This window comes from Anaerosporobacter faecicola, assembly GCF_012070565.1.
Lineage (GTDB): Bacteria > Bacillota > Clostridia > Lachnospirales > Lachnospiraceae > Anaerosporobacter > Anaerosporobacter faecicola.
Map to the genome: position 1 here is coordinate 72227 of NZ_JAAQRO010000011.1, position 25892 is coordinate 98118.

Annotated in this window: 25 protein-coding genes; all 25 read right to left on the reverse strand. The window is 35.6% G+C overall.

Going from position 1 to position 25892, the window contains the following annotated elements:
- Positions 1 to 3 precede the first annotated feature (3 nt).
- A complete protein-coding gene (locus tag HBB17_RS07500; protein WP_167956875.1) occupies positions 4 to 1347 on the reverse strand; it encodes a flagellar hook-length control protein FliK in 1344 nt (447 codons plus the stop codon).
- 86 nt (positions 1348 to 1433) lie between these two features.
- A complete protein-coding gene (locus HBB17_RS07505) occupies positions 1434 to 2198 on the reverse strand; it encodes a MotE family protein (protein WP_167956876.1) in 765 nt (254 codons plus the stop codon).
- Positions 2199 to 2200: 2 nt separating this feature from the next.
- Complete coding sequence (fliJ, locus tag HBB17_RS07510) at positions 2201 to 2641, reverse strand: flagellar export protein FliJ (RefSeq protein ID WP_238483700.1); 441 nt, start codon at positions 2639 to 2641, stop codon at positions 2201 to 2203.
- Between the two features lie 29 nt (positions 2642 to 2670).
- Positions 2671 to 3975 (reverse strand): flagellar protein export ATPase FliI, encoded by a 1305-nt coding sequence (gene fliI, locus HBB17_RS07515; RefSeq protein ID WP_167956878.1) that lies wholly within the window; start codon positions 3973 to 3975, stop codon positions 2671 to 2673.
- 30 nt (positions 3976 to 4005) lie between these two features.
- Positions 4006 to 4806, reverse strand: a complete 801-nt coding sequence (locus tag HBB17_RS07520; RefSeq protein WP_167956879.1) for a FliH/SctL family protein — start codon at positions 4804 to 4806, stop codon at positions 4006 to 4008.
- Positions 4799 to 5815, reverse strand: a complete 1017-nt coding sequence (fliG, locus tag HBB17_RS07525; RefSeq protein WP_167956880.1) for a flagellar motor switch protein FliG — start codon at positions 5813 to 5815, stop codon at positions 4799 to 4801. Before fliG ends, HBB17_RS07520 begins: the two co-directional genes overlap by 8 nt.
- A gap of 6 nt (positions 5816 to 5821) precedes the next feature.
- Entirely contained in the window at positions 5822 to 7420 is a 1599-nt protein-coding gene (locus HBB17_RS07530) for a flagellar M-ring protein FliF C-terminal domain-containing protein (RefSeq protein WP_167956881.1), read from the reverse strand.
- A 113-nt stretch (positions 7421 to 7533) separates the two neighbouring features.
- Complete coding sequence (fliE, locus tag HBB17_RS07535; RefSeq protein WP_167956882.1) at positions 7534 to 7842, reverse strand: flagellar hook-basal body complex protein FliE; 309 nt, start codon at positions 7840 to 7842, stop codon at positions 7534 to 7536.
- 16 nt (positions 7843 to 7858) lie between these two features.
- On the reverse strand, positions 7859 to 8293 hold the full coding sequence (gene flgC, locus HBB17_RS07540) for a flagellar basal body rod protein FlgC (RefSeq protein ID WP_167956883.1): 435 nt from the start codon (positions 8291 to 8293) through the stop codon (positions 7859 to 7861).
- A gap of 44 nt (positions 8294 to 8337) precedes the next feature.
- The gene (gene flgB, locus HBB17_RS07545) at positions 8338 to 8724 is read right to left on the reverse strand and encodes a flagellar basal body rod protein FlgB (RefSeq protein ID WP_167956884.1); all 387 of its coding nucleotides are present in this window, start codon (positions 8722 to 8724) and stop codon (positions 8338 to 8340) included.
- A gap of 600 nt (positions 8725 to 9324) precedes the next feature.
- Entirely contained in the window at positions 9325 to 10098 is a 774-nt protein-coding gene (codY, locus tag HBB17_RS07550) for a GTP-sensing pleiotropic transcriptional regulator CodY (protein WP_167956885.1), read from the reverse strand.
- 304 nt (positions 10099 to 10402) lie between these two features.
- The gene (gene topA, locus HBB17_RS07555) at positions 10403 to 12481 is read right to left on the reverse strand and encodes a type I DNA topoisomerase (RefSeq protein ID WP_167956886.1); all 2079 of its coding nucleotides are present in this window, start codon (positions 12479 to 12481) and stop codon (positions 10403 to 10405) included.
- 233 nt (positions 12482 to 12714) lie between these two features.
- Positions 12715 to 13848, reverse strand: a complete 1134-nt coding sequence (gene dprA, locus HBB17_RS07560; RefSeq protein WP_167956887.1) for a DNA-processing protein DprA — start codon at positions 13846 to 13848, stop codon at positions 12715 to 12717.
- Positions 13849 to 15387, reverse strand: a complete 1539-nt coding sequence (locus HBB17_RS07565; RefSeq protein WP_167956888.1) for a YifB family Mg chelatase-like AAA ATPase — start codon at positions 15385 to 15387, stop codon at positions 13849 to 13851.
- Positions 15388 to 15837: 450 nt separating this feature from the next.
- Complete coding sequence (gene nrdR, locus HBB17_RS07570; RefSeq protein WP_167956889.1) at positions 15838 to 16299, reverse strand: transcriptional regulator NrdR; 462 nt, start codon at positions 16297 to 16299, stop codon at positions 15838 to 15840.
- Between the two features lie 102 nt (positions 16300 to 16401).
- Complete coding sequence (locus HBB17_RS07575) at positions 16402 to 16647, reverse strand: YlmC/YmxH family sporulation protein (RefSeq protein WP_330588180.1); 246 nt, start codon at positions 16645 to 16647, stop codon at positions 16402 to 16404.
- Between the two features lie 33 nt (positions 16648 to 16680).
- Complete coding sequence (gene sigG, locus HBB17_RS07580) at positions 16681 to 17463, reverse strand: RNA polymerase sporulation sigma factor SigG (RefSeq protein ID WP_167956891.1); 783 nt, start codon at positions 17461 to 17463, stop codon at positions 16681 to 16683.
- A 103-nt stretch (positions 17464 to 17566) separates the two neighbouring features.
- Positions 17567 to 18307, reverse strand: a complete 741-nt coding sequence (gene sigE / locus HBB17_RS07585) for an RNA polymerase sporulation sigma factor SigE (RefSeq protein WP_167956892.1) — start codon at positions 18305 to 18307, stop codon at positions 17567 to 17569.
- A gap of 15 nt (positions 18308 to 18322) precedes the next feature.
- Positions 18323 to 19198: a sigma-E processing peptidase SpoIIGA gene (locus tag HBB17_RS07590; protein ID WP_167956893.1), complete on the reverse strand. Its 876-nt coding sequence runs from the start codon at positions 19196 to 19198 to the stop codon at positions 18323 to 18325.
- Positions 19199 to 19597: 399 nt separating this feature from the next.
- Positions 19598 to 20836, reverse strand: coding sequence for a cell division protein FtsZ (gene ftsZ, locus HBB17_RS07595; RefSeq protein WP_167956894.1), 1239 nt, complete (start codon positions 20834 to 20836; stop codon positions 19598 to 19600).
- A 198-nt stretch (positions 20837 to 21034) separates the two neighbouring features.
- Positions 21035 to 21766, reverse strand: coding sequence for a cell division protein FtsQ/DivIB (locus HBB17_RS07600; RefSeq protein ID WP_167956895.1), 732 nt, complete (start codon positions 21764 to 21766; stop codon positions 21035 to 21037).
- Positions 21763 to 21957 (reverse strand): hypothetical protein, encoded by a 195-nt coding sequence (locus HBB17_RS07605; RefSeq protein WP_167956896.1) that lies wholly within the window; start codon positions 21955 to 21957, stop codon positions 21763 to 21765. The genes HBB17_RS07600 and HBB17_RS07605 overlap by 4 nt, the downstream gene beginning before the upstream one ends.
- Before the next feature lies 1 nt (position 21958).
- On the reverse strand, positions 21959 to 23236 hold the full coding sequence (gene murA / locus HBB17_RS07610; protein WP_167956897.1) for a UDP-N-acetylglucosamine 1-carboxyvinyltransferase: 1278 nt from the start codon (positions 23234 to 23236) through the stop codon (positions 21959 to 21961).
- Between the two features lie 82 nt (positions 23237 to 23318).
- Positions 23319 to 24464: an FtsW/RodA/SpoVE family cell cycle protein gene (locus HBB17_RS07615; protein ID WP_330588181.1), complete on the reverse strand. Its 1146-nt coding sequence runs from the start codon at positions 24462 to 24464 to the stop codon at positions 23319 to 23321.
- Positions 24465 to 24521: 57 nt separating this feature from the next.
- Positions 24522 to 25883, reverse strand: coding sequence for a UDP-N-acetylmuramoyl-L-alanine--D-glutamate ligase (murD, locus tag HBB17_RS07620; protein ID WP_167956898.1), 1362 nt, complete (start codon positions 25881 to 25883; stop codon positions 24522 to 24524).
- Positions 25884 to 25892 lie beyond the last annotated feature (9 nt).

A 25892-nucleotide genomic window follows, 5' to 3' on the forward strand; every position in this document is an offset into this window, starting at 1 on the left:
TTGTTAAGCACTATAATCGATGCTGTTACCATTCTTTTGCATCATATCAACTTTCAATTCTTCTTCCTCTGAATAATCACTTTCAGAAAAATCTAAATCTGCTAAATTGATATTTCTCTTTTTGCTTGATGATTTCTGTTGTTCCTTATTTCCATCTGTAAAATCATCTTGAGAAAATGGGAAATTGGAAACGGTTACTTCAACTGCATCAACCTTAATGCCTTGTTGCGAAAAGTTATCTTTTAATGTTTGGATCTGGCTTTCCAAGGCTTCTTTAGCAATATCATTTTGCACGGTAAACTGTGCAGTTAATACGCCTTCTTTTTGAGCCACAAGTAAATTAACTTTTCCTAGACTTTCTGGATTCAAATGCATCTCCATGCTCGTTTGCTCTGGTTTGATTACTACTTTAATCTGCTCAATTACTTGATTCGCTATATCTCGTAGTTGTTGTACCTGAACAAGTTCATCACCAAAACTCTCTACTGTTGTAGATTTTGCGATATTGTTTACAATTGTGGCTGCATTTGCTTGTTCTATTGCACCCTCAGATTTCTGTTGTTGTTGATCCGATGATTGAGTATCTGCATCTGTCGAATACTTTTCTACTTCCACTTTGATATTCTGTGTTTCTGCATTTGTATTCGTCTTCTCTGCATTCTCATTCACAACATCATCTTCTGTGTTTGTTTGAACTTCTGCAGTCCCTACAACTTCTTCTTTTGCACCAGTTTCTACTTTAGGTGCAGTAAGTTGTTCTAGGTATTGATTTACCTCTTCATTCGTAAGACCATAATCCTCCAACTTCACATCATTCATCTCTGTAATTAATTGACTGAATTGATCTGACAGTTGCTGATCTGTCAACATCTGCGTTGGATCTGTCAATCCATTTACTTCCATGAATACTTGTGCTAAATTACTAGGTTCTAATAATTGAAGGTAGTCTAATCCAAGTGCTGTCATAATTGATTCAAGCTGTTCCTCCGTAATATCAAGGTTCTCCATAAGAATATTCTTTATTTCTTTTGTTGCTTGATCAATCTTATCTGCAATTGGATTTTTCTGTGTTGTTTGTGCTTCTGTCTTCGTAGCACTATCTTTCTTTGATGAATTAACAACCTTTTTGTCTGCATCTTTTGATGTGTTTTGCTCTAAGTTGCTCATCTTCGATGCATTCTCAGATTTTTTATCAACTGCAGCACTTGTCTTTTTATCATCTTGCTTTGACTGAAGATTGGTATCCATTACATCTTGAAAACATGTGCTCTTTGCATTATTTGCTTTTGCAGAAGCCTGATACGTTGTCATTGTAGATATTTGCGACATTACTTCACTTGCTTTCATTCTTTTCCTCCTTTCATAGTTTGTTATATATCTAAAATAGATTTTCAAGTGAAATCTACTCTAGTATCAAATTCATAGGAGATTTCCTATTCCTCTTCTAATGTAGAAAGTCGTTTTACAACTTTTGCATTAAATAAAGGATCCATTTCATTCATAATTGCAGCACTTTGAGCAGGTTTCATTGCCTTAAGTATCTGACAAACTAATTTAATATCGCCTGTCATCTCCTGCATTGTCTCAGCAGCAACCTTTGCATCCATCTTTGCAAATCGATCTGCTTGTTCTTGTACTAATTCATCAGCAGCTAACTGTTCGCATACCTGACGATAGATCTCCTCTGCATTAGCAGGATCAATCTGCTCATAAAATTTCTTATATTCTTCAATATCCGGTGCCTGTTTTGCAAATACAACTTCTTCGTTGAACTCTTTCAATTTCTTTTCATAATCAAGTTGATTATCTTCAAACACCTGTAGTCTTGCAACTTCTGCTTGTAGATCAAGAATTGTACTATTAGTTGTTGAACTAGACGTTTGGCTTAATTCCAATTGTCTTTCTAATTCTTTAATTCTCGCATTTGCTTTTGCGATATCGCTATATGCATAGTCATTCTCTTCTGCAATTTGTTCATCGGATACATCTGGTAAGATTTTATTAACAATCGGTACATCTTTTAATATAGGACGTAACACACCCGAACCAAATCCACCAACATCGAATTTAACTAATAAAGCAAAGATCGCAAGCCATATTAGAACAATAAGTACAGCAATAAGTACTGTAACAATTCGACTTCCGCCTTTTTCTTCGTTATCCAGTTCAATCTCATTTCCATTATTGTTTTTTGCCATACTTAATCTTCCTCACTACTTACCGTATTATTGTTATATTTGAAACTAACTAACTCATCAACTTCCTTATTTTCAATGGAATTTAGTTCTTTTTTGAACTCTTCAAACTCATTTTCTTTAAGTTTTTCATGAGTTTTTCGATCAACCATAATTTCGGTTAGCCTGACCCTTACAGCTTCTAATTCATTTTCTGCTCTTTTCACTACAAGAATCTGTATTTTTATCTTGTATTTCATTGTTTCAACTGCATTTTCATACCATTTTATATTTTTGATATCCAGTGCAGATTGAACTCTCATTTTCAGCTCATTCTGATAACTGTTCTTCTTTTCTTGAAGAAGTTTCAGCTTTTCTTCTTCTTTTGTTAACTTCTGCATTGCCAAAGAAAACGCCGTCTTCTGTTGCTCTTCTAATTTATACTTAATATCTAGTATATTCTGCATTGTATAAAGGAATTTGGCCACTTGATCACCTATTCTTCAAATATATTGCCTAGCAAAGAGACAACTTCGTTAAACTCATACTTTTCATCTACATTCTGCATTAAGAATCCATTAACAGCATCAATCTTTTCAATTGCATAGTCAATATTCTTATTGGAACCTGATTTATATGCACCTATATTAATTAGATCTTCCGCTTCACTATAAGTTGCTAGTACATTCTTAAGTTTTCCTGCATTCTGTTTGTGTTCTTTTGTTGCTATTGAACTCATAACACGGGATATACTCTGTAAGATATCAATTGCAGGATAATGATTTTTATGTCCTAACTTTCTAGATAAAACAATATGACCATCTAGAATACCTCTCGCCGTATCTGTGATTGGTTCATTGAAATCATCACCATCTACCAATACAGTATATAGACCTGTGATTGATCCAACATCGGAATTACCCGCTCGTTCAAGAAGTTTCGGCATTTCAGAATATACACTTGGTGGATATCCTCGGGATACTGGTGGTTCTCCAGATGCAAGTCCAATCTCACGTTGTGCCATTGAAAAACGTGTTAAAGAATCCATCATTAATAGAACATCTTTCCCCTGGTCTCTAAAATACTCAGCAATTGCTGTTGCTGTTTTTGCAGCTTTATTACGAATTAATGCTGGTTTATCTGATGTTGCTACAACAACGATCGACCTACGCATTCCTTCCTCACCTAAATCTCGTTCAATGAATTCTCGTACTTCCCTTCCACGTTCTCCAATCAATGCAATCACATTAATATCTGCTTTTGTATTGCGGGCGAACATACCAAGTAACGTACTTTTTCCAACACCACTACCTGCAAATATACCAATTCTTTGTCCCTTACCAACCGTAATCAATCCATCAACCGCTTTTACTCCCAGTGGTAGTACAGAATCAATAATCTTTCTTTTCAGTGGGTCAGGTGGCTCCGCAGCTACAGGATAAGACTTGCCTGTATATAGCTGTGTCCCATCAATCGGAATTCCTAAACCATCTAAAGTCTTTCCAAGCAGATCATCACCTGCTTGTACTTGCAATGGTTGATGTGTACTTTCAACCATACTTCCAATTCCAACACCTTCGACATTCCCATATGGCATCAATAAAATTCGATTATCCCGGAATCCTACTACCTCCGCCATAATTTTCTGTGTTTTGTCTTGCGAGGTAATCACACACAAATCATTAAGATTTGCACTTGGACCAATCGATTCAATTGTAAGACCAACAACTTTAACAACTTTTCCAAGTCTTCGCTCATACTTTCGGTCAAGCAATTCCGTGTATTTATTAAAGTCTATCATGCTCAATTGATTACCTGCTTTCCTCTAATTCTATATTCCTGCTAACATACGTAAATCAGTAACTAAGTTCTCTAACTGTGCATTCAAACTACAATCAATTACACTCGTATCTGTTTCGATAAAACATTGGGATTTTTCCAACTTATTATCAATCACAACTTCAACGATTGCATTTTCTTTTAACATTGCTTTGATTGCGTCAACTTTTGTCTTAACGTACTCATAATCTTCTCTTGATACACGAATACAGTAATTTTCATCATTGGTATTATCATCAAGTGCTTTCTGAATCAAATGCAAGATTACTGATTTATATTCAGATGAAACAACACCTGTTAACTTTTCTAGCAATTTAATAAGAATACTTGTATATTGTGGTTCGATTGACTGCAAAAATTTTTGTTGTTCTTTTGCATTATCTTGAATTTGTTTTTTTAGATCTTCTTGCAGTTTTCCAATCTCTGCTTTTCCATCTTCATATCCTTGCTGATAGCCGTCTTTCTTTGCTTCTTCCACAATTTGATTTGATTCAACCTGTGCAGCATGAACAATGTCTGCGGCTTCTATTTTTGCTTTTTCAAGAATCTCATCTGCTTCTTTCTTTATTGCCTCCATATCAACCTGCTCTATCTGGCTGACTGGCATAGCTTGTAGACCTGGAACAAAATTGTCCAAGCCTTCCTCAGCTACTGTATTCTGATCCACATTTAACACTTCAAGATGATCAAAACTTAGAGGTTTAAAATAAGGAAGCTTAGAGTCAGAGTCGATAATAATCTTCTCTTCTTTATCATAGTTAACGTAATTATACTTTATTAAATTACTAGACAACGATCTCGTCACCTCCGCCTCTGGAGATAATTATTTCACCAGAGTCTTCTAACTTACGTATGATATTAACAATCTTCTGTTGTGCTTCTTCAACATCCTTCATACGAATTGGTCCCATAAAGTCCATATCTTCTTTAATCATGGCAGATAAACGTTTTGATAGGTTATTAAAGATAACCGTTTGGACTTCTTCTGTAGATCCTTTCAACGCAACAGCTAATTCATTATTATCAACTTCTCTAAGTACTCTCTGGATTGACTTATCATCAAGAGAAAGAATATCTTCGAATACAAACATCTTTCTTCTGATTTCATCAGCAAGTTCTGGTTCTTCAATTTCAAGAGTTTCCATAATATGTTTTTCAGTTCCACGATCAACTGTATTTAAGATTTCTACGATAGAATCCACACCACCAACAATCGTGTAATCCTGATTTACTAAAGAAGATAACTTTCTTTCCAATACTTTTTCCACCTCTTTGATTACATCTGGTGATGTACGGTCCATCTGAGCAATACGTTTTGCTACATCTGCTTGCTTATCCGGAGCAAGAGATGATATGATTGCTGCTGATTGATTTGAGGACAGATAGGATAAGATCAAAGCAATCGTTTGTGGATGCTCGTCTTGGATAAAGTTTAATAACTGACTTGCGTCTGTCTTACGAATAAACTCGAATGGACGTACTTGTAAACTTGCAGTAAGTTTTCCAATAACATCTCTCGCTTTATCTGTACCAAGAGCTTTTTCAAGAAGCTCTTTTGCGTACCCAATACCACCTTCGGCAATATACTGTTGCGCAAGACAAATCTCGTAAAACTCATCTAATACTTCATCTTTTACACTTTGCGAAATGCTTCGTGTGTTGGCAATTTCAAGTGTCAATTGTTCAATTTCATCTTCTTTTAAATGTTTGAATATATTAGCTGATTTTTCTGGTCCTAAAGCGATTAGTAAAATTGCAGCCTTTTGAACGCCTGATATTTCACTATTTTTTTGTGTTGCCATACACGATCACCCCCAATCATCGTTGAGCCAATTTCTAAGCAATTGTGCAACTGCTTCTGGATTCTCATCGACGAATTTCTCTATCATCTTTCTAGTTTCAGATTTTTCACTGAACTCAATATCTTCAAGTGTTTGATTTTCTTTCGTTGTAGCTAATAATTGCTCAACTGAAAGTTCTGGTTCCTGTTCTGTAACTTCCACAGGTGCCGTTCCTTTGAATACAACAAATAATAATAATGCTACAATAAGAACAAATAAAATAATTGCAAGATAATTCGTAGCTTTCGATTGTCCCTCTTCTGTTGCTTGGAATACTGGAACTTCGAATGCTTGTACACTTATGGAATTTGATGAGATTCCTGTTGTGTTAGCTACAGTAGTAATGGTATCTTCATCAACCTCTAATTTTGTTCTTGTATTATTCGCTTTAACATATTCATCAAATGACATATCATCAAGAAGACCTTGATTTTTCAAATCCTCTTCTTTATAAACTACATACTTCGTTAGGATAATTGCAATCGAAGAATCTTCAGGAACAATAGCCCCTACTTCTTTCTTCGTATTCGTTGATCGTTCATTTGGCAAATATTCAATCTGAGAAGTTTTAGTTGATGAATCAGAACTTGTAGAATCACTTGTTAAATAATCTGTTCCGTCATTAGAATCCGTTCCAGGAACTCCACCTGATGAATTTGTACCAGTTGACTCATAATTATAGCTTGATTTGTATACACCTTGTTCTTGTCCTTCAGCTGGCGTATATTCATTCTTCAACTCTTCTACAACATCCATATCCAATTTTAGATTAAGACCAATCTCTGCATCGTCATATCCTAATTTCAACATCATCATATAAATGTTATTTGATATAGTTGCATTTAATTTTTCTTTATATTCAAAATTCGTTTTAAAATTGCCTACTGAATACAAATCGCTTGTACCATTAAACAATACATTTCCATTTTGATCTGTAACTTTAATTTTTTCTGTTGATTGATTTCCAATGGCAGAAGCAACCATCATTGCAATTGCTTCAGCTGAAGTTGTACTGAAATCATCATTTACAGTAAGTAGTACACATGCGGGTTTTTCTTTTTCATCTTCAAAGATTGTATATGAACTTGAAGAATCTCCTATGTATACAACCGCATCTTTCACGCCTGTCATATTCTCTCGAATAGAACGTGCAATATCATCTTGTAGGTAAATTACAGCTTTTAAATCTCTCTCACTCTGTGTTGTCGTAATACTTGTATCAAACAAATCATCTGTTGTCATTCCAGTCGTCATTACGTCCGCAGATCCTAATTTCAATAACGCATCCGTATACTTCTTCTCGTCTACATAGATTGTTAATCCATCATCTGATTCTTTATGAGCAATTCCATCTTCATCAAGCAAAGTAACTATTTCATTTGTTTGTTTTGTATTCTCACAATTCGTCAGTTTTTTCCATGTTGTACGAGATAGCATGTAAACTAGTATGACAATCGTTAAAAACACAGCCAAGACAACACTAATAATCAGTGTTTTCTGTTTGCTCGTAAATTTGTTCCACGTTTCAAGTAACGTGGTAGGTATTTTTTTTAATCTTTCTACCATCGTAACGCTCCTCTAATCACCCTTACCTAATATGAGTTAATAAGTTTATGGGTTATTTTCTTTCTAATATGAGCATAAATCTTATGTCACACTATAAGACTCAATTTTATCCGCTAAAATTGCATATTCATAATTTCTTTGTAAGCCTCTAAAACTTTATCTCTCACTGCAACCGTATATTGTAAGGATGTATTAGCTTTTGTCTGAGCTACCATTAAATCAAGTGCACTGTCAGAATAACCCAAAGAATACTTTATCGCTTCCTCTTCTGCTTGGTTGGATAATGTATTCGTTTCATCAATCATGTTTAACGCAGACTGGAACAAGTTTTCAAAACCTGTACCTTTGCTTGTCTTCGTAACCGCACTTGTACTCGTCGTACCTAGCACACCCGAAATACCGCTTATTGCATTAATATTCATCTCGTAAGCCTCCTAATTATTTACCAATTTCCAACGCTTTGGATTCCATCGCTTTTGCCCCATTGAAGCAGGTGATATTCGCTTCATAAGCACGGCTTGAATCAATAAGATTGGTCATCTCAGTTACTGTATCAACATTAGGATAGCTCACATATCCATCTTCATCTGCATCCGGATGAGAAGGATCATAAACCTTTCTCATTGGCGTATCTGTATCTTCTACAATCTTCGTGACTTTAACACCATTGCTAGAAGCTAGCACATTCTTTAAAACACCACTAAAACTTCTCGTATCTTTTTCCTCAAATACTACTGTTTTTCTAACATATGGTTTTCCATCAGCACCACGAGTAGTGTTTACATTCGCGATATTCTGAGAAATAATATCTGTTCTCAATTGCTGTGCTGTCATACCACTTGCACTTACGTTCATTGCATTAAATAACGACATGCTATTCCTCCATCCTAGGTTCATTATCTATCTATTAATTGCGATTACTTGCCCATCGCGATCTTAATTGCACTAAAACCGCGTGTCATATAATCTACCAACGTATTATATCTTAATTGGCTTTGTGCATAATATGAACTTTCCGTAGAAATGTCAACATTATTTCCATCCAACCGATAACTCAAATTTGCATTATCAGTATATACTCTACCGTTCAGAACTGATAAATTTGTATTCGCTACTTTTGAATCCAAACTACCGCCCCCTGCTAATTGTGAAGCTAATATTGATTCAAATTGCACATCTTGTCTTTTGTAATTTGGTGTACTTACATTTGCAATATTATTTGCGATAACCGTGCTTCTCAACTTACTAGCCGTAGCAGCTTTCTCAGTTATGTTGATGTAATTGTATGCATCTGATAATATCATTTCCTTACACTTCCTTTCAAAGCATCTCTTATAATAATTATATAGATTTTTGTCAAAAAGACAAGTTTTATTTCTTTCTTGTACAATTTGAAATATTTCTTTGTTCTTTTCTAAAAATCCTTTATTTAAGCCATTTGTCGACTATAATCTGTTTTATTTGCTCCCTATATTTAAAGTAAATAGGATTATTTTACTAGCTTATGTGTATTTCTTCGACCAAACATCTATTTTTTCGATATTTACAAGCTTTTTTCTTCTACAAATAATTATAGTATTAATAAGTATATATATTCAACCCTTTTTTTTATAAATATAAACTTTTTTTATTTTGTAATTTTCAAAAAATTTATTTTATCCCCTTTCGTTTTCATACAATTTCTTTTAGAGCCTTTTCTTATGTACTCCAAGGATCTGTATATTGGTGATCCTATCACATTTTACTATATTCTCTCATGCCAAATGCTTCTCATTAACTATACTTTAACGCAAAAAAGAATTTGCATTCTTCAATGCAAATTCTTTACATAGTGAATGAATTCGCAATAAACAATTCTATGTATCTAAGAAAGAATCCCCCGCGATTTCTATCCATTCTACTCACTATTTATATTTTAGTTTTTTAAGTTCATCAAAAACAACGTCATTGAGAACTTTAATATACGTGCCTTTCATTCCAGATGATCTTGATTCGATAACACCGGCACTTTCAAACTTTCTAAGTGCGTTTACGATAACTGATCTCGTAATCCCAACGCGGTCAGCAATTTTACTTGCTACTAGAATTCCTTCATTACCATCTAATTCTTCAAAAATATGTGTAATCGCTTCTAGTTCAGAAAATGATAATGTACTGATCGCAGATTTTACAATCTGCACTTTTCTATGTTCTTCTGCATTTTCTTCATTTACAGAACGCATCATCTCTAATCCAACAACGGTTGTTCCATACTCACTAAGAATAATATCATCAATGATATATTGTGAATCATTCTTATATAGGAATAAGGTTCCTAATCGTTCTCCTGCAATCTCAATTGGAGTAATCATTGCCTGATAATCATTAATGTTTTCAAATTCAAAACCAAGCGTCAATAGATTCACATTTTCTTTGGTAGATAATACATTGAGTAACCTTTCATTTAACAAATTATCAATATGACCACCAACACTATCTTTGATCAATTCCTTAATTTCTTTGAAATCATTGCGATTCTTAATTCCTAGAACTTTTCCTTTTTTACTTATAACCAATATGTTAGATTCAAGAATCTCACTAAGCACATCACAAATATCATTAAATACAACTTTATGTGAATTATTATTGTGAAGTAACTTATTAATTTTTCTTGTTTTATCTAATAATTGCACGCTCATATTGTCAGCCCTCCTGCTTTTAATTACATAAACTCAAAACCCTAACATCACGTACTTCATTGTAAATAGTGAGATTCCTTTTCAACATTACACAAAAATCTTCTAACAAAATTCGGCCACATTCTCAAAAACGTCAGTATTTAATTCACTATTTACAGAATTTTTCTTGATAAGCCAAGTTTATCATACATTTTGAATAAAAACAATAGTTGTTTGACAATTATAGCACAATTCTTTTAAATAATACTGATTTTATATAAAAAAATAGTATTTATTAATAATTATATGGTATTAGTTATTACCATTAATCTTCTTTTTTCTTTTCCTTCTGTTTTGTGAAACCGCAAGTTTCGCCAAGACAAACCAAATTATTACCTCGTTCAACCATGACATTGTCGCATTTTGGACATTTCTCATTGGTTGGCTTTTGCCATGTCATGAAATCACATTCTGGATTGCTTTCACAACCATAGTACTTTCTTCCTTTTTTCGTCTTACGGATTACTACTTCTTTGCCACACTTTGGACAATTTACGCCTATTTTCTCTAGATACGGTTTCGTATTACGGCAATCTGGAAATCCAGGACAAGCAAGGAATTTTCCATGTGGTCCATATTTAATTACCATGTTACGTCCACATTCCTCACAAACTACATCAGTTACTTCGTCTTCTATCTTGATCTTCTCAAGCTTTTCTTCGGCATTTTTTACAGCCTCATCTAAGTCAGGGTAGAAATTACTTACAACAGTCTTCCAATTGACAGTTCCTGTTTCTACACAGTCCAAAAGCATTTCAAGATTGGCTGTAAAGTTAACGTCGACAATTGTAGAAAATGCTTGTAGCATAATTTTATTCACAATTTCACCAAGTTCTGTAACATATAGATTCTTATTCTCTTTTGCCACATAACGTCTTGCAATGATTGTTGTAATCGTAGGTGCATACGTACTTGGACGACCAATTCCCAATTCTTCCAACGTCTTAACCAAAGAAGCTTCTGTAAAATGTGCAGGTGGTTGTGTGAAATGTTGTTTTGAATCCATTGTTTCCAGTGATAATTTTGATTCCGCATCAAGCGATTTTGACAAACTGTTATTTTCTTCTTTATCTTCTTCTGTACTATATACAGATAAGAAACCGTCAAACACAAGCTTAGAAGCACTCGTAGTAAAACGATATCCATTTGCTGCAATTTTTACAGAAGTAGTCTCATACTTTGCAGGTTGCATACGAGAAGCAATAAATCGTTTCCATATTAATTGATACAAACGGAATTGATCTCTGCTTAGAGACTCTTTAATGATTGTAGGTGTCATCTCTACATAAGTAGGACGTATTGCTTCATGTGCATCTTGGATTTTTTTCTTAGAATTCTTGTTCATATCCTCTGCTGCAACATATGTCTCACTATATTGTTCCTTAATGAAATCTTTTGCACTTGCATCTGCTTCATCTGAAATACGTGTAGAATCTGTACGCAAGTAAGAAATCAAACCAATCGTACCATGTCCTTTTACGTCAACACCTTCATACAATTGCTGTGCAATACGCATTGTCTTTTGTGTTGAATAATTAAGTACTTTAGCTGCTTCCTGCTGCATTGTACTGGTAGTAAACGGCAATGGTGCTTTTTTAATTCGTTCTCCTTTTTTTACATCTGTCACACTGTAGGTTGCATTCTCCAGCTTTTTAATGATTTCATTCATCTGCTCTTCCGATTCTATTTCGAGCTTTCCTTTTTCATCTCCATAGAATTTTGCAACAAGTGGTTTCTTTTCGCCAGCGATTTTAAGAGTCGTTTCCAATGTCCAATACTCTTTTGGTATAAATGCATTGATTTCCTCTTCCCGATCACAAATAATGCGCAACGCAACAGACTGTACTCTACCAGCACTGAGACCACGTTTTACTTTTTCCCATAAAAGTGGGCTGATTCGATAACCCACCATACGGTCTAACATTCTTCTTGCTTGTTGGGAGTTTACAAGATTCATATCAATGGTTCTTGCTTGCTTTAAAGAATTCTTTACCGCATTTTTTGTTATTTCATTAAATGTAATTCGATTCGATAATGTATCATCAAGTTTTAACGCTGCTGCTAAATGCCAAGATATAGCTTCTCCTTCACGGTCAGGGTCAGTTGCAAGGTATACTTTGTCTGCTTTTTTTACTTCCTTACGCAACTTAGCTAGAAGGTCTCCTTTGCCGCGAATTGTTATATATTTAGGTTCAAAATCATTCTCTGGATCAAAACCCAATTTACTTTTCGGTAAATCTCTTACATGACCGCTCGAAGCCAACACTTCATAATTTGAACCAAGAAATTTTTTTATTGTCTTTGCCTTAGCAGGTGATTCAACTATCACGAGATATTTTGGCATATAATCACTCCTTTAATTATTAAGCAAATCTGTATACGCCCGTACATATCAACAGATTTATTCCTTGTTATCAACAACGTCAATACCAATTATCTCCTCTGTATTACCGTGTCTAAACTTAACATAGCATACACTATTTTTTCATACGTTTCAAGCACATTATTATTTTTTTTCATATTTTGGGTATAATTACTATCTCAAAGTCATCGTATTCACTTTCTATAAATGATATGCTAATGATAAGCAAATGCTACCAATCTTATATAATAATTCGTTGAAATCTCTTTCACAAATTCCTTCGTCTGCAAGACAAATAAGATTTCCATTACCTTTGTTATTGAATAACTCGTCCGTTCCAACAGTTGTTCCAGATGAATCGGTTCAAAATCCAATTCTTTTAGTATGCATTTTTCTTCTTCCGTTACTTCCTCATCCAACAGGATCATTTGTTGTTTACTTTTCTTTCTTTTCTTTTGCAGATACGGATAACGCACACTTAGTTCTTCGATGATGTCTTCCGCAGATTGTACTAGTTTTGCCCCATTCTGAATTAGTCTGTTGCATCCTATAGATAAGGGATCCGTTATTTTTCCTGGTATAGCATAGATATCCTTCCCCTGCTCGAGACCACTATCTACTGTAATCAGTGTTCCACTTTTTTCTTTTGCTTCTACCACAACAATACTGTCAGAAAGACCCGCAATAATTCGATTTCGAATTGGAAAATGGAACGGGATTGCTTGTGAATGCATCGGGTATTCTGACAATATTCCTCCATGCTTGCTAACCTCTTCATAAAGGTATTCGTTTTCTTTTGGATAGCAATGGGAAAGTCCACTTCCAATTACGCCATACGTCCTTCCTCCGGCTTCTAACGCTCCTTTATGTGCATACCCGTCAATTCCTTTTGCTAACCCGCTGATGATCTGAATCTTTCTTGTAGCAAGTTTTTTTGCTAACTCTTTTGCAATTGTAGCACCGTATGCAGTACATGCACGTGCACCAATGATAGCTACACATGGTAAATCCAATGCTGGCGTATCTCCCTTATAGTACAAAAACCAAGGTGGATCATACATCTGTTTTAATTGTGTTGGATATGCTTCATCCTCTGGTAGAATAAAGTGCGCACCTACCTTAGACAGTTTCATATACGCATTATATTCTGTTTCCTCTTCATATGGCTCCATCATTCGTTTTTTTGCTCGCTCAGATATCCAAGGGATCTGGGTAATCTCCTCCTTGCTCAGCCGATATAGTTCCTCTATGTTTCCATAATATAAGAGGAGTTTTCTCGTTTCTCCATAGCCAATCTCCTCTTTTTTTGACCAAGCATACCACATTAGTCTTTCCCGTTCTGTTATCATCTATAGATCCCCCCAATATTTCTTGTCCAAACTACGATAACTGATTGCTTCGTATAAATGCTCTTTTCGTATTCGTTCTTCTCCTGCCAGATCTGCTATTGTTCTACACACTTTCAGAATACGATGGTATGCTCTAGCACTTAAATTCAATGTTGAGAATGCATTTTCTAATACCTTTTCTTCTTCTCTTTCCAGTCTGCAATATTTCTTGATCTGTTTTGCATTCAGTAGCGCATTATAATAGATTCCCGCATCTTCATATCGTTCCCTTTGCAACTTCCTCGCTTGAAGAATTCGCTTCTGTATAGAAGCTGATGATTCCCCCTGAACCGTATTCGTCAAATCTTGGTATTCTACAGGACTAGTTTCTACACATATATCTATCCGATCCAAAAGTGGACGCGATATTTTCCCCAAATATTGTTTCACTTGTTCAACGGAACAACTACAGCGATTTCGATCTGGATAATACCCACACTTACATGGGTTTAATGCCGTTACAAGCATAAAGTTCGCTGGATAAGTATAGTTTCCCTGTAATCTCGTTATCGTAATATTCTTTTCTTCTAACGGTTGTCGTAATACCTCCAATGTTCTTGTTTGGAACTCCGGTAATTCATCCAAGAAAAGCACACCTCCCGAGGATAGGCTAATCTCTCCTGGCGTAGGTATTCTTCCACCACCTACTAAAGCAGTTGGCGTGATCGTATGGTGTGGAGAACGAAATGGACGTTGTTGGACCAATACTTGATCTTCTCCTAACATCCCTGCAATACTATATACTTTTGAAATTTCCATACTTTCGTTCCATTCTAAAGGCGGCATAATACCAGGAATTCGTTTTGCTATCATTGTTTTACCCGCTCCAGGTGGACCGATTATCGCTATATTATGCATGCCTGCTACAGCAACTTCTACAGCACGCTTCATTAGTTTTTGTCCCACCAAATCTGCAAAATCTTCTGTTTGTATCTTCTCGGTAGTAGCAAATAAAGTATCCACATCTACAAAAGTTGGTTCAATGATTCGACCCCCCAATAGGTATTCAACCGCTTCCTGTAACGTTCGAACGCCAATAACATCAAGTTCAGATACAACTGCACCTTCTTTGGCATTATCATATGGAAGAATAAATCTCTTAAATCCATGTATTGCGGCGGAATATGCAATGGGTAAAACTCCATTTACTCGTTGCAGATGACCATCAAGACTTAACTCTCCGACCATCATACAATCTTTCACATTTTCTTGAGGAATATAGCCAGATGCGACTAGAATCGCGATTGCGATAGGAAAATCAAATGCAGTACCTTCTTTTCGAATGTCTGCAGGCGATAGATTAATTGTGATTCGTTTTGGCGGAATCCGAAACTCTGAATTTTTTAAAGCAATTCGTACGCGTTCCTTTGCTTCTTTTACTTCTGAAGCCAAAAAACCCACCATATCAAAACATGGTAGTCCATCACTGACATCTGCTTCTACTTGAATCGGTATACCTTCTATACCATGGGTAGTAGCACAAAATGTTTTACTAAACATAAATATGATCCTTTCTCTCTCTTCAAGACTCAAGAACCATTCTTTACCAATATATCACATATTTCTCAGTATGACAAGATTCGTTCGCATTTACTCTTTCGCCCTTCAATTTCTCTAACTTCGTTTTCGTTTTGCATGTCCTTTCAACAGTCTACAAAGTGTCGTATTATCAATTTACTTGATGACAATGAATCAACTCGTCCAATCAATCTCTTTTCCCAACTGTACGTCCATAGGTTGTCATAAGTAATCAAAACATTGGCCAACCAATAGGAACTAGTATAGAACAAAGTCTGCTTTAGCTGACATCTACCTTATGTGCGAGTGCGTATCCCTCGGAGGGTTTATTTAGTAGGAAAGTTGGAGGACTTTCCCAATATATAAAAAAGACTACATAACATGTCAAAGCACATTACATAGTCCTCTTAATTCATCATTCTACTAACTTCCTTATTCTTCTTTATTATCAAGAATCTTCTTCAGTTCGTCCATAAAGGTATTCACATCTTTAAATTCTCTATATATAGAAGCAAAGCGTACATATGCTACAGGATCTAATTCCTTTAGCTTATCCATAACGATCTCTCCAATTAAACTACTGTTAATCTCATTTTTATCCAAATTGAATATGGTATTCTCAATGTCATCCACCACTGCTGTTATATTATCTACAGAAATTGGTCTTTTATGACAAGAACGGAATACACCTGCTTCAATTTTAGAGCGATTGTATGGTTCACGGTTCAAATCTTTCTTGATCACCACTAAAGGGATTACTTCTATCTTCTCATAAGTCGTAAAACGTTTCTTGCATTGATCACACTGCCTCCTTCTTCGAATGGAGCTGTTATCATCTGCTGGTCTAGAGTCTATTACTCTTGTATTCTCTTCTCCACAAAATGGACACTTCATAAAAGTCCCCCCTCAATTACACATTTGTCATAGTTTTAATTATAGTAATTGATTTTATTATGTCAAGAACTTTTCGTTTAAAACAGCATTTGCCGGCATTTATCAATATTTGCATCCGACCAAGCAGCGTTCTTCATCAACATCAACTAAGATTACATCTGATCCTATTTGTTTCACACATGCAATATCAATAATATACTCGCTTTCTCTACCAAGGATTCCCCAGATCTTACATGGACCAGGAACAATCAAACATCGTATCTTTGCTGTACAGGAATCGAAATCAAGGTCACATACATATCCAAGGCGTTGACCATTCCTACAGTTTATTACCTCCTTTTCTTTCAACTCACAGAAACGCAAACGAATCGCCCCTTTGCTTTATTTTCCTACCAGATAATTCTTCATATTCTTAAGTGCAGTTTTTTCTAGTCGGGATACTTGTGCTTGTGATATGCAGATTTCATTTGCAACTTCCATCTGTGTCTTACCTTCAAAAAAGCGGAGCTTAATAATATTATTTTCTCGATCGGATAATTTACTCATTGCTTCTTTTAAAGCAATCTCTTCTATCCAATTCTCTTCTTTATTCTTTTTGTCACTAATCTGATCCATAATATACAAAGCATCTCCACCTTCTGAATATACAGGCTCGTATAAAGAAACGGGACTTTGTATCGCATCAAGAGCAAATACAATATCTTCTTTACTTATACCAATTTCATTGGCAATCTCACAAACAGTTGGCTCTTTATCATTTCTTTTCATCAAAGCTTCTTTTGTATAGATTGCTTTGTATGCTGTATCCCGTAACGAACGACTTACTCGTATACTATTATTATCACGCAAATACCTTCGTATCTCACCTATGATCATGGGCACAGCGTAAGTACTAAATTTTACATTTTGTGTAACATCAAAATTATCGATTGCTTTCATTAATCCAATACAGCCAATCTGAAATAAATCATCCACGTTTTCATTGCTATTGGAAAATCGTTGAATGATACTTAACACCAATCGAAGATTTCCCCTGATATAGAGATCACGTGCTTCTTTATCCCCTTTCAGAATTCGCTCAAAAAGTTCTTTCTTTTCTTCATTCTTAAGTAAAGGTAATTTTGCTGTATTAACACCACATATTTCAACTTTGTAAAGAGCCATTTTTCATTAACCTCCACATCAAATATATACATAAATGATGTGCTAATTACTGGCACTTTATACTTATTATATTTTTCATTATTTAGTACTTTTTACCATCATTCTATTCTAGTCGAACGATTTCTTTCTTTAGTCGTTTCATAATCTTTTTTTCCAACCTAGAGATATAGGATTGGGATATTCCTAATAGATCTGCAACTTCTTTTTGTGTCTTCTCTGCACCATCTTTCGAATTCAATCCAAACCGTAACTGAACAATAACACGTTCCCGTTCACTTAATTTTTCCAATGCTTTATTCAATAGTTTTCGGTCGACTTCATCTTCAATATTCTTATAGATGATATCTTCATCTGTTCCAAGAATATCCGAAAGAAGCAACTCATTTCCATCCCAATCCACATTCAATGGCTCATCAATCGAAACTTCTAATTTCGTTTTATTATTTCTACGTAAATACATCAAAATTTCGTTTTCGATACACCTAGAAGCATAGGTTGCTAACTTAATATTTTTATCTGGCTTGAACGTATTGATTGCTTTAATTAACCCAATCGTTCCAATAGAAATCAGATCCTCGACACCAACACCCGTATTATCAAACTTCTTCGCTATGTACACAACTAAACGCAAATTATGCTCGACCAATATCGATTTTGCTTTTGCATCATCGTCTGTTCCCAATTGCGAGATAATATCTGATTCACGTTCTGTATCCAATGGTGCAGGTAACACTTCCGCACCACCAATATAGTGAATATCGCCTCTTTGCTTAAATATAACATTGCGAAAATCTGGTATTACTCGAAATTGAAATTTATTTGGTATTGATACCTTTAACAACATGCTCCATTCCTCCCGCTATAATAATTCCTTGTGTAAGATTACATGATACCCATTATCCACCGTTAGTTTTCCCTGATAAATTGCAACTGTTATATTCGGATTATGTATGACGGTTTCTTCTTTCAGAATATTAACTTCATCAAATACGATCCCTGGTAAGATTCCTTCCTCCGTTCCCACAGCATGATAAGGAATCCATTTTATCTTTACAGCATAACGGTCAATATTCTTATGCTTCGCGTCACAGGAAAAGCATTCTGCATAATCAATTAACTCTTCAGGTAGTATTTCTTTAATTCCCGCCATATCAGCAATAACAACAGGTTTCATTGATATTGGCTCTCTCAATTGATTTCCTGTATCCAAAAAACCCTTACAATTTATCTTTTTGTCTCCAAATACCAACTCCACATCATAGAACAACTCCCTTGTTCCTTTCATCTGCTGTAATACCTGTTTAAATATATGGATAAAACCACTTGCGATACCAAATAAAACAAATAAAAAGGTAAGATCAAGTGCTTTTTTCGGCAATCCACGTATAAACTCTGTAAGATAATATCCTACGCTCGTATAGTAATAGAAATAATTAAGGATGCCTCCTACTAAAAAAGTAATCGCATAGTACATGAAGATATCCTTGGCAAGTGATTTTACCGTTTTGTATCGAAATGCAATACATAGCATTCCACCTGCTATTATAATTCCTATAAGTATAGCCGATACACCAGAACGAAAAATCGGTATGCAAATGCTTAGACAAGCTCCCAACCCGCCTAGTACCGCCGCCAAGATTTTTCGACCTCTTTTACTCTCCCGTTTTACTATCTTTTGCATCATTCCAAGAAGCAAGTAATCCATAATAAGATTTACTCCAAATACTACATCCATGTAAATCTCAAGTCTCAATGTTCACCCCCACCTGTTATTCAAATTCAAATACCGAAACGACGTGATCATCTCACGCACTCAGTGATTTTATTATACCTCACACTTCCTATGTTTTTTGTCACTATTTGGTTATTTTTTCCATTTACTTTTCATCATAGTGGAACACAATCCTACAGAATATAGGCAGATACAACATAATAGGAAAAACTTTTTGTATATATGTGTGTTTTTCCCATGTTTCCTGTTGTTTTAGAATACTTTTGAAGAGTAAACAGAGAAGAGCTTGTTATTCGCATAAGCGATAACAAGCTCTTCTCTGTCTTGTATGTTCAAAAATCATGTGCAAGCGATATCCTTAAGCACATGATTTTTGAACCATCTCCTAATAAGGAGCTATATTTATTTACGATTTTTCTTTAAAAATTCAGGAATCTTGATTCCTTCATGATCTGTATCTTGTGATACTGGTCTCGTATATGTTTGTGTAGGTCTTGTTGCCGCAGTCTGTGATTGTAATTGCTGCGTATGTGATAACGATCCAGTTCTTTGGAAACTTGTCGTATTCGTTGTTGTAGAGCTTGTACTACTATTCATTCCTGTTCCAAACTTAGGAGCTTGTGTTGTTGTAGTCGTACGATTTAAACCTTGATTAATAAAGGATGGTGCCTTCACTGGTTCTTTTTGTGAGGATTCTTCCAACCCTGTAGCAATTACCGTAATTGTACATTGATCTGGAGTCGCTTCATCATACATTGCACCAAAGATAATATTCGCACTTTCTCCTGCTAATTCTTGAACATAGGTAGCTGCTTCATTTGCTTCAATCAAACTAATATCTCCAGATATATTGATGATTACATGGGAAGCACCTTCGATCGTTGTTTCAAGTAGTGGACTAGTGATTGCCTGTTTAACAGCTTCCACACATTTGTCATCGCCATGTGCAACACCGATTCCAATATGTGCAACACCTTTATCTTTCATTACTGTTTGCACATCGGCAAAATCTAGATTAATTAAACCAGGAACATTAATCAAATCGGTAATACCTTGAACACCTTGCTGAAGTACTTCATCTGCCTTACGTAACGCATCAGGCATCGTTGTTCTGCGATCAACAATTTCAAGAAGTCGATCATTTGGAATAACGATCAATGTATCTACATTTTCTTTCAAACGTTCAATACCAGAAATGGCATTATTCATTCTTGCTTTTGCTTCAAATTTAAAAGGTTTTGTTACGATACCAACGGTAAGGATTCCTAGTTCTTTTGCAATCTGAGCTACAACAGGAGCTGCACCTGTACCGGTACCACCACCCATACCACAAGTAACAAATACCATGTCTGCACCCTTTACGATTTCCGTAATGTCTTCGACATTTTCTTCAGCGGCTTTTGCACCAACTTCAGGTTTAGCACCTGCACCTAAACCTTTCGTAAGTTTTTCACCAATTTGTAAACATGTAGGTGCCTTACAAGTTTTTAAATGTTGGTTATCTGTATTAATACAGATGAATTCAACTCCCTTAATGTTTTCTTCTATCATTCGATTAACAGCATTATTGCCAGCACCACCAACTCCAATGACAAGTATTTTCGCAGTTGAATCAGATTCGTTCGTTCTTATTTCAAGCAAGGTACTTCCTCCTTTATACTAATATCAATTTTCATAAAATAAAATCACTCCCCTAGGCGATTCTATTAATCCCCCTTAAGAAATACGCTATGCGTATGCTTTGCGCCATGCTATAAAATTACTTACAATGATAACATCATAACTATATAATATAATATCTTTTCTGAATTAAATAATCAACCCTTAATTAAAAGAAATTTACTTTGTAATCTCAAAATAGGTCTTTTTTCCTGTTGTGAAATCTTCCATGTGTAAAATACCTTTTTTTCCCTCAATATTCGGCAGCATATTCTTTAATTCGGCAACAGTTTCGTCATACATATCACGTTTTCCAAGTAGAATCTTAATGTCATCGTTATACATAACAACCTCGTCATCTGATTCAAACTGGATCGTATCAATTGTAATTTCGTATTTATGTATGAGCCTAGTCAAATCTTTGATCACATCAAAAAGCTTGTCCTTTTGAATGGCTAATTTCTTTGTTAGAATCATTTCATTAAAAGAAAGACCCGTAACAATTGGGATTCCCTCATAGCGTTCATTCGAACTATCAACAATAATTCCATCCTTATCAAAATACATATAATCTCCAAGATATTTGATACAACCAAAGATCGCTTTTTCATATACATGTACCTTAAGTGTGTTAATACTTGTGAGCTGTACGTCCATGTATTCAATAAATGGAACATCTTTTGGTTTACCGTATTTGTATTTTAAATAGAGATATAAACTATTATTGTATTTTGTATCTGCTTTCAATATATCTTTGATTTCTTCCTTCGAATACCGTTCACAACCAACAACAGTGATACTCTTGATCTTACTCATCTGCAAGAAGATTGCGATTCCTGCAACCAAGACCAATAGTAAGATTCCTATGATCTTTTTCTTTATCTTTCCTTTTCTTTTCGGATCGTTTTTCATACTTTATCACCATTTTCTTCATCTTGTTTTTTCAAACATATTCTATTTTCCCACCATAAGATGATTGCTTTCTTATGGTGGGTTGTTTCTATATTAATGAATACGTTGTGTTCGACTACATTCTGTTCATTTACTATTATTTTCTTTTTTATATTTTCTTTCCTTTTTACTGTTACGTTTATTGCATTCATGTTATTCCTGATCTGCTTCCTCTTGCCTATATAGAATATTTGCACCAAGCTTCTGCAAATCTCCACAGATATCTTCATATCCTCTTTGTATATATGAAATGGAATGAATATTGGTTACGCCTTTAGCAACAAGACCTGCAATTACAAGCGCAGCTCCACCACGTAATTCATAGGACCGTACCGCCGCCCCCTTTAAAGCATTCACTCCACGAACAATCGCGACTTTCCCATCAATCTCTATATTGGCCCCCATCGCTAATAATTCTTTCACCACTTTATATCTTGCTTCAAAAATATTCTCAATCAAGATACTATTTCCTTTCGCAATAGACAATGCCGCCATGAATGGTGACTGTAGATCCGTTGGGAATCCTGGATACGGTTTTGTTCTCAATAGATCATAAGCGTTGGGTCTAGCTTTCTGATTGATTAAAATTCCTTCTGGAGTAGCTTTCGTTATGCACCCCATCTGATCAACGACTTGAATTACCTCCTCCATATGCTCTTTGACAGCCCCACGCAGGAAAACCTTTCCACCAGTTGCTGCTACTGCAGCCATATACGTGCCTGTCACGATTCGATCTGCTTTCACTGTAAACTCACTATCATGTAAATCTGCTTGTTTCACACCTTCTACAACAAGTGTATCCGTTCCAATTCCTTTAATCTTTGCTCCCATATTCTGAAGGAATCGGCACAGTTCTTCAATTTCAGGTTCTTTGGCAACGTTATTAATACATGTTGTTCCTTCTGCAAGAACTGCAGCTAATAGGATATTCTCCGTTGCACCTACACTAGGGAATGACAAATTCACTTCATTTCCCTGCAATTTGGTTGTCATACATGTAAGTAATTCATTCGCTTCCACGATATCAACATTCAATCGTCTCAGCCCTTTCACATGCAGATCAATTGGTCTGGCACCTATCGTACAGCCACCTGGATAGGAAATCGTAACAAAATGTTGCCTTCCTAACAAAGGTCCTAACAGAATGATGGACGATCGCATTCTCGAAACATACTCATCTGGTATACGATAACTATTCAACTGTGAAGCATCTACGATTAAAGTAGAATGTTCCTTCTTTACTTTACAGCCAATACATTCCAAGATTCGAATCATACATTCTACATCAGAGATAATCGGACAATGGTGGATTGTTGTAACACCATTATGCAACAAACTGGCAGCCAAAATAGGAAGTACCGCGTTTTTCGACCCCTGTATTTCAATATCACCGTGAAGCTTTTTGCCTCCAGTAACCTGAATATAAGTCACAGCGCACACCCCTAACAGTCCATAAATATAATATATTATATGACCTGATAAAATATGTGTGCAAAATGAAAAACATTCCCTCTTATCTTTCGTTTCTAATCTGGTTGGATACACTAAGTGCCACTCCAATCTCTGCTAATAATACCGATACCGATGTTCCACCATAACTAATGAATGGAAGTGGAATACCTGTGGAAGGAATGGAATTCGTTACAACGGCAATGTTAAGAATTACCTGAATCGCAATATGTGCTAATATACCAACTGCGATCAACCCTCCAAATAAATCAGGTGCATTAATAGCGATTATGAACAATCTCCATAACAGGAGTACAAATAGCAAAATGACTGCGATTGCTCCGAACAATCCTAGTTCTTCGCAGATAATTGTAAAGATCATATCATTGTGTGCCTCTGGTATAAAACCAAGCTTTTGCATACTTTCCCCTAGGCCGGTACCAAAGATTCCTCCAGATGCAATCGCAAACAGTCCTTGCAAAATCTGAAATCCCTTTGGATGTGTTTCAACATTTCTCCATACATCCACACGCTCACTTCGATACCCTACTCCGAATACATAGAGCGAACCAACAAGGACACATATAATTCCTACCACGATGAAATACAGCTTCTTACGACTGGCTACGAAACATACCGAAACCATAATACCAGCAATTACGATTGCAGTACTTAAGTTTTCCTTGGCAATCAATCCAAGCAATGGTGCCATATAGACTGCCACACGAAAGAATCCTGTTATTTTATCCAGTCTTCTTGGGGCAAGATTTACCACATATGCAACAAAAAGTATGGTAGCGATCTTAGAAAGATCGGACGGTTGGAATGATATGAAGCCAAGATCAATCCACCGTTTTGCACCTTTTACTTCTCTACCAAAGATAAGAACGGCAACCTGAAGTCCTACAGCACCTATGTAGATTAATGTAACCAAACGAACTGGTAAACCTAATACTCTTTTCAAAAAGATTCGATAATCAATCTTAGAAATTATCAGCATGGCCGTGATTCCCAACAAAACTGCTAATGCTTGTTGTTTCAAAAAATGCGTCTCATCACCGTACATTCTTTGTGCATTAAATGAACTTGTACTGTATATCATTACCAACCCAAAACAAACAAGAAACAAGGTTAGAAACAGTAAACTATAATCATAATAGCTATGCCTTTTTCTCTTTTGTGTCATTCTTCTATTTTCACTTTGTGCCACTTTCTATCCTCCTGCCTTTCTCGTTTTGAGTCTTTCCCAGAACAGGAATCAGCAAAACTATTCTTCGATCTTATACACTAATTCTTTGAAGATTTCTCCTCTTTGTTCAAAGTTCTTAAACATTCCCCAACTAGCACAGGCTGGTGATAATAAGACTGCTTCTCCAGGTTTCGCTTCATCTATACAAATTGCCATTGCTTCTTCGAACGTATCTGCAAATACATAATCTGTAAAGCCACATTCTCTTGCTGTCTCTGCAATCTTTTCCTTTGTCTGCCCAATCAATACTAACTTCTTAACTTTCCCGTCAAATGCTTCAATCCACTCTTTGTAATCCGAATTCTTATCATAACCACCACCGATCAACACCGTTTTTGTTGACATCGATTGTATTGCCTTAATTGCTGCATCCGGATTGGTTCCTTTGGAATCATTATAGTACTTTACACCACGTTTTGTTGTAACATATTCTATTCTATGTTCTACCGCTTCAAATGCACAGATTGCTTTCTTAATGACATCCATTGGAACATCCAGTGAAATCGCAATCGCAACTCCTGCCATGACATTTTCATAGCTATGTTTTCCAATTAATTTCAAATCATGAACGTTGCAAATCAACGTCTCAATTCCATCAAAACGGCTAAATATCTCTTCTCCTCTTAGAAAGATTCCCTCCTCTAGTTCTCGTTCCGAACTAAAGTAGATTACATGAACATTTAACTTTTTCCCTACCTCTCGAAGAATCTCGTCTTCATAATTCAATACACATGTATCATATGGGGTCTGATTCTTTGTAATATTAACTTTAGCTTGAATGTATTTCTCCATTGTATGATGTCGGTTCAGATGATCTGGTGTTATATTCAAGATTGCACTAACAGATGGTCGAAAATCCTGAATGGTTTCCAATTGGAAACTACTCATCTCCGCTACTGTAACAGAATCATCCGTTGTCTTCGATACCGAACTGGTATATGGAATACCAATATTTCCAACAACAAACACCTTCTCAAAATACGCTTTCATTATCGCACCAGTCAATGCAGTTGTAGTCGTTTTGCCATTCGTACCAGTGATTGCTGCAACATGGCCTTTTTCAAATTGATATGCTAATTCAATTTCACCCCAGATCACCACTCCCGTTTTACGAATTTTATTCACGATTGGAAGATCCGTTGGAACTCCAGGACTAATGACCATAAGATCCAATGTACCAATTACTTCATCGGATAAATCTCCTGTTATGATGGTTACACCTTCTGTATTACCAAGGCGTTTTTCTACTTCTTCCTTAGCTAAGTCCGCATTCGAATCAAAAAGAATTACATTCGCTTTTACTTTTTTCAATAGATTGGTTGCCGCAATTCCACTTATTCCTGTTCCCATAACTAATACATTTTTATTCTCTAATTCCATACTTTTCTC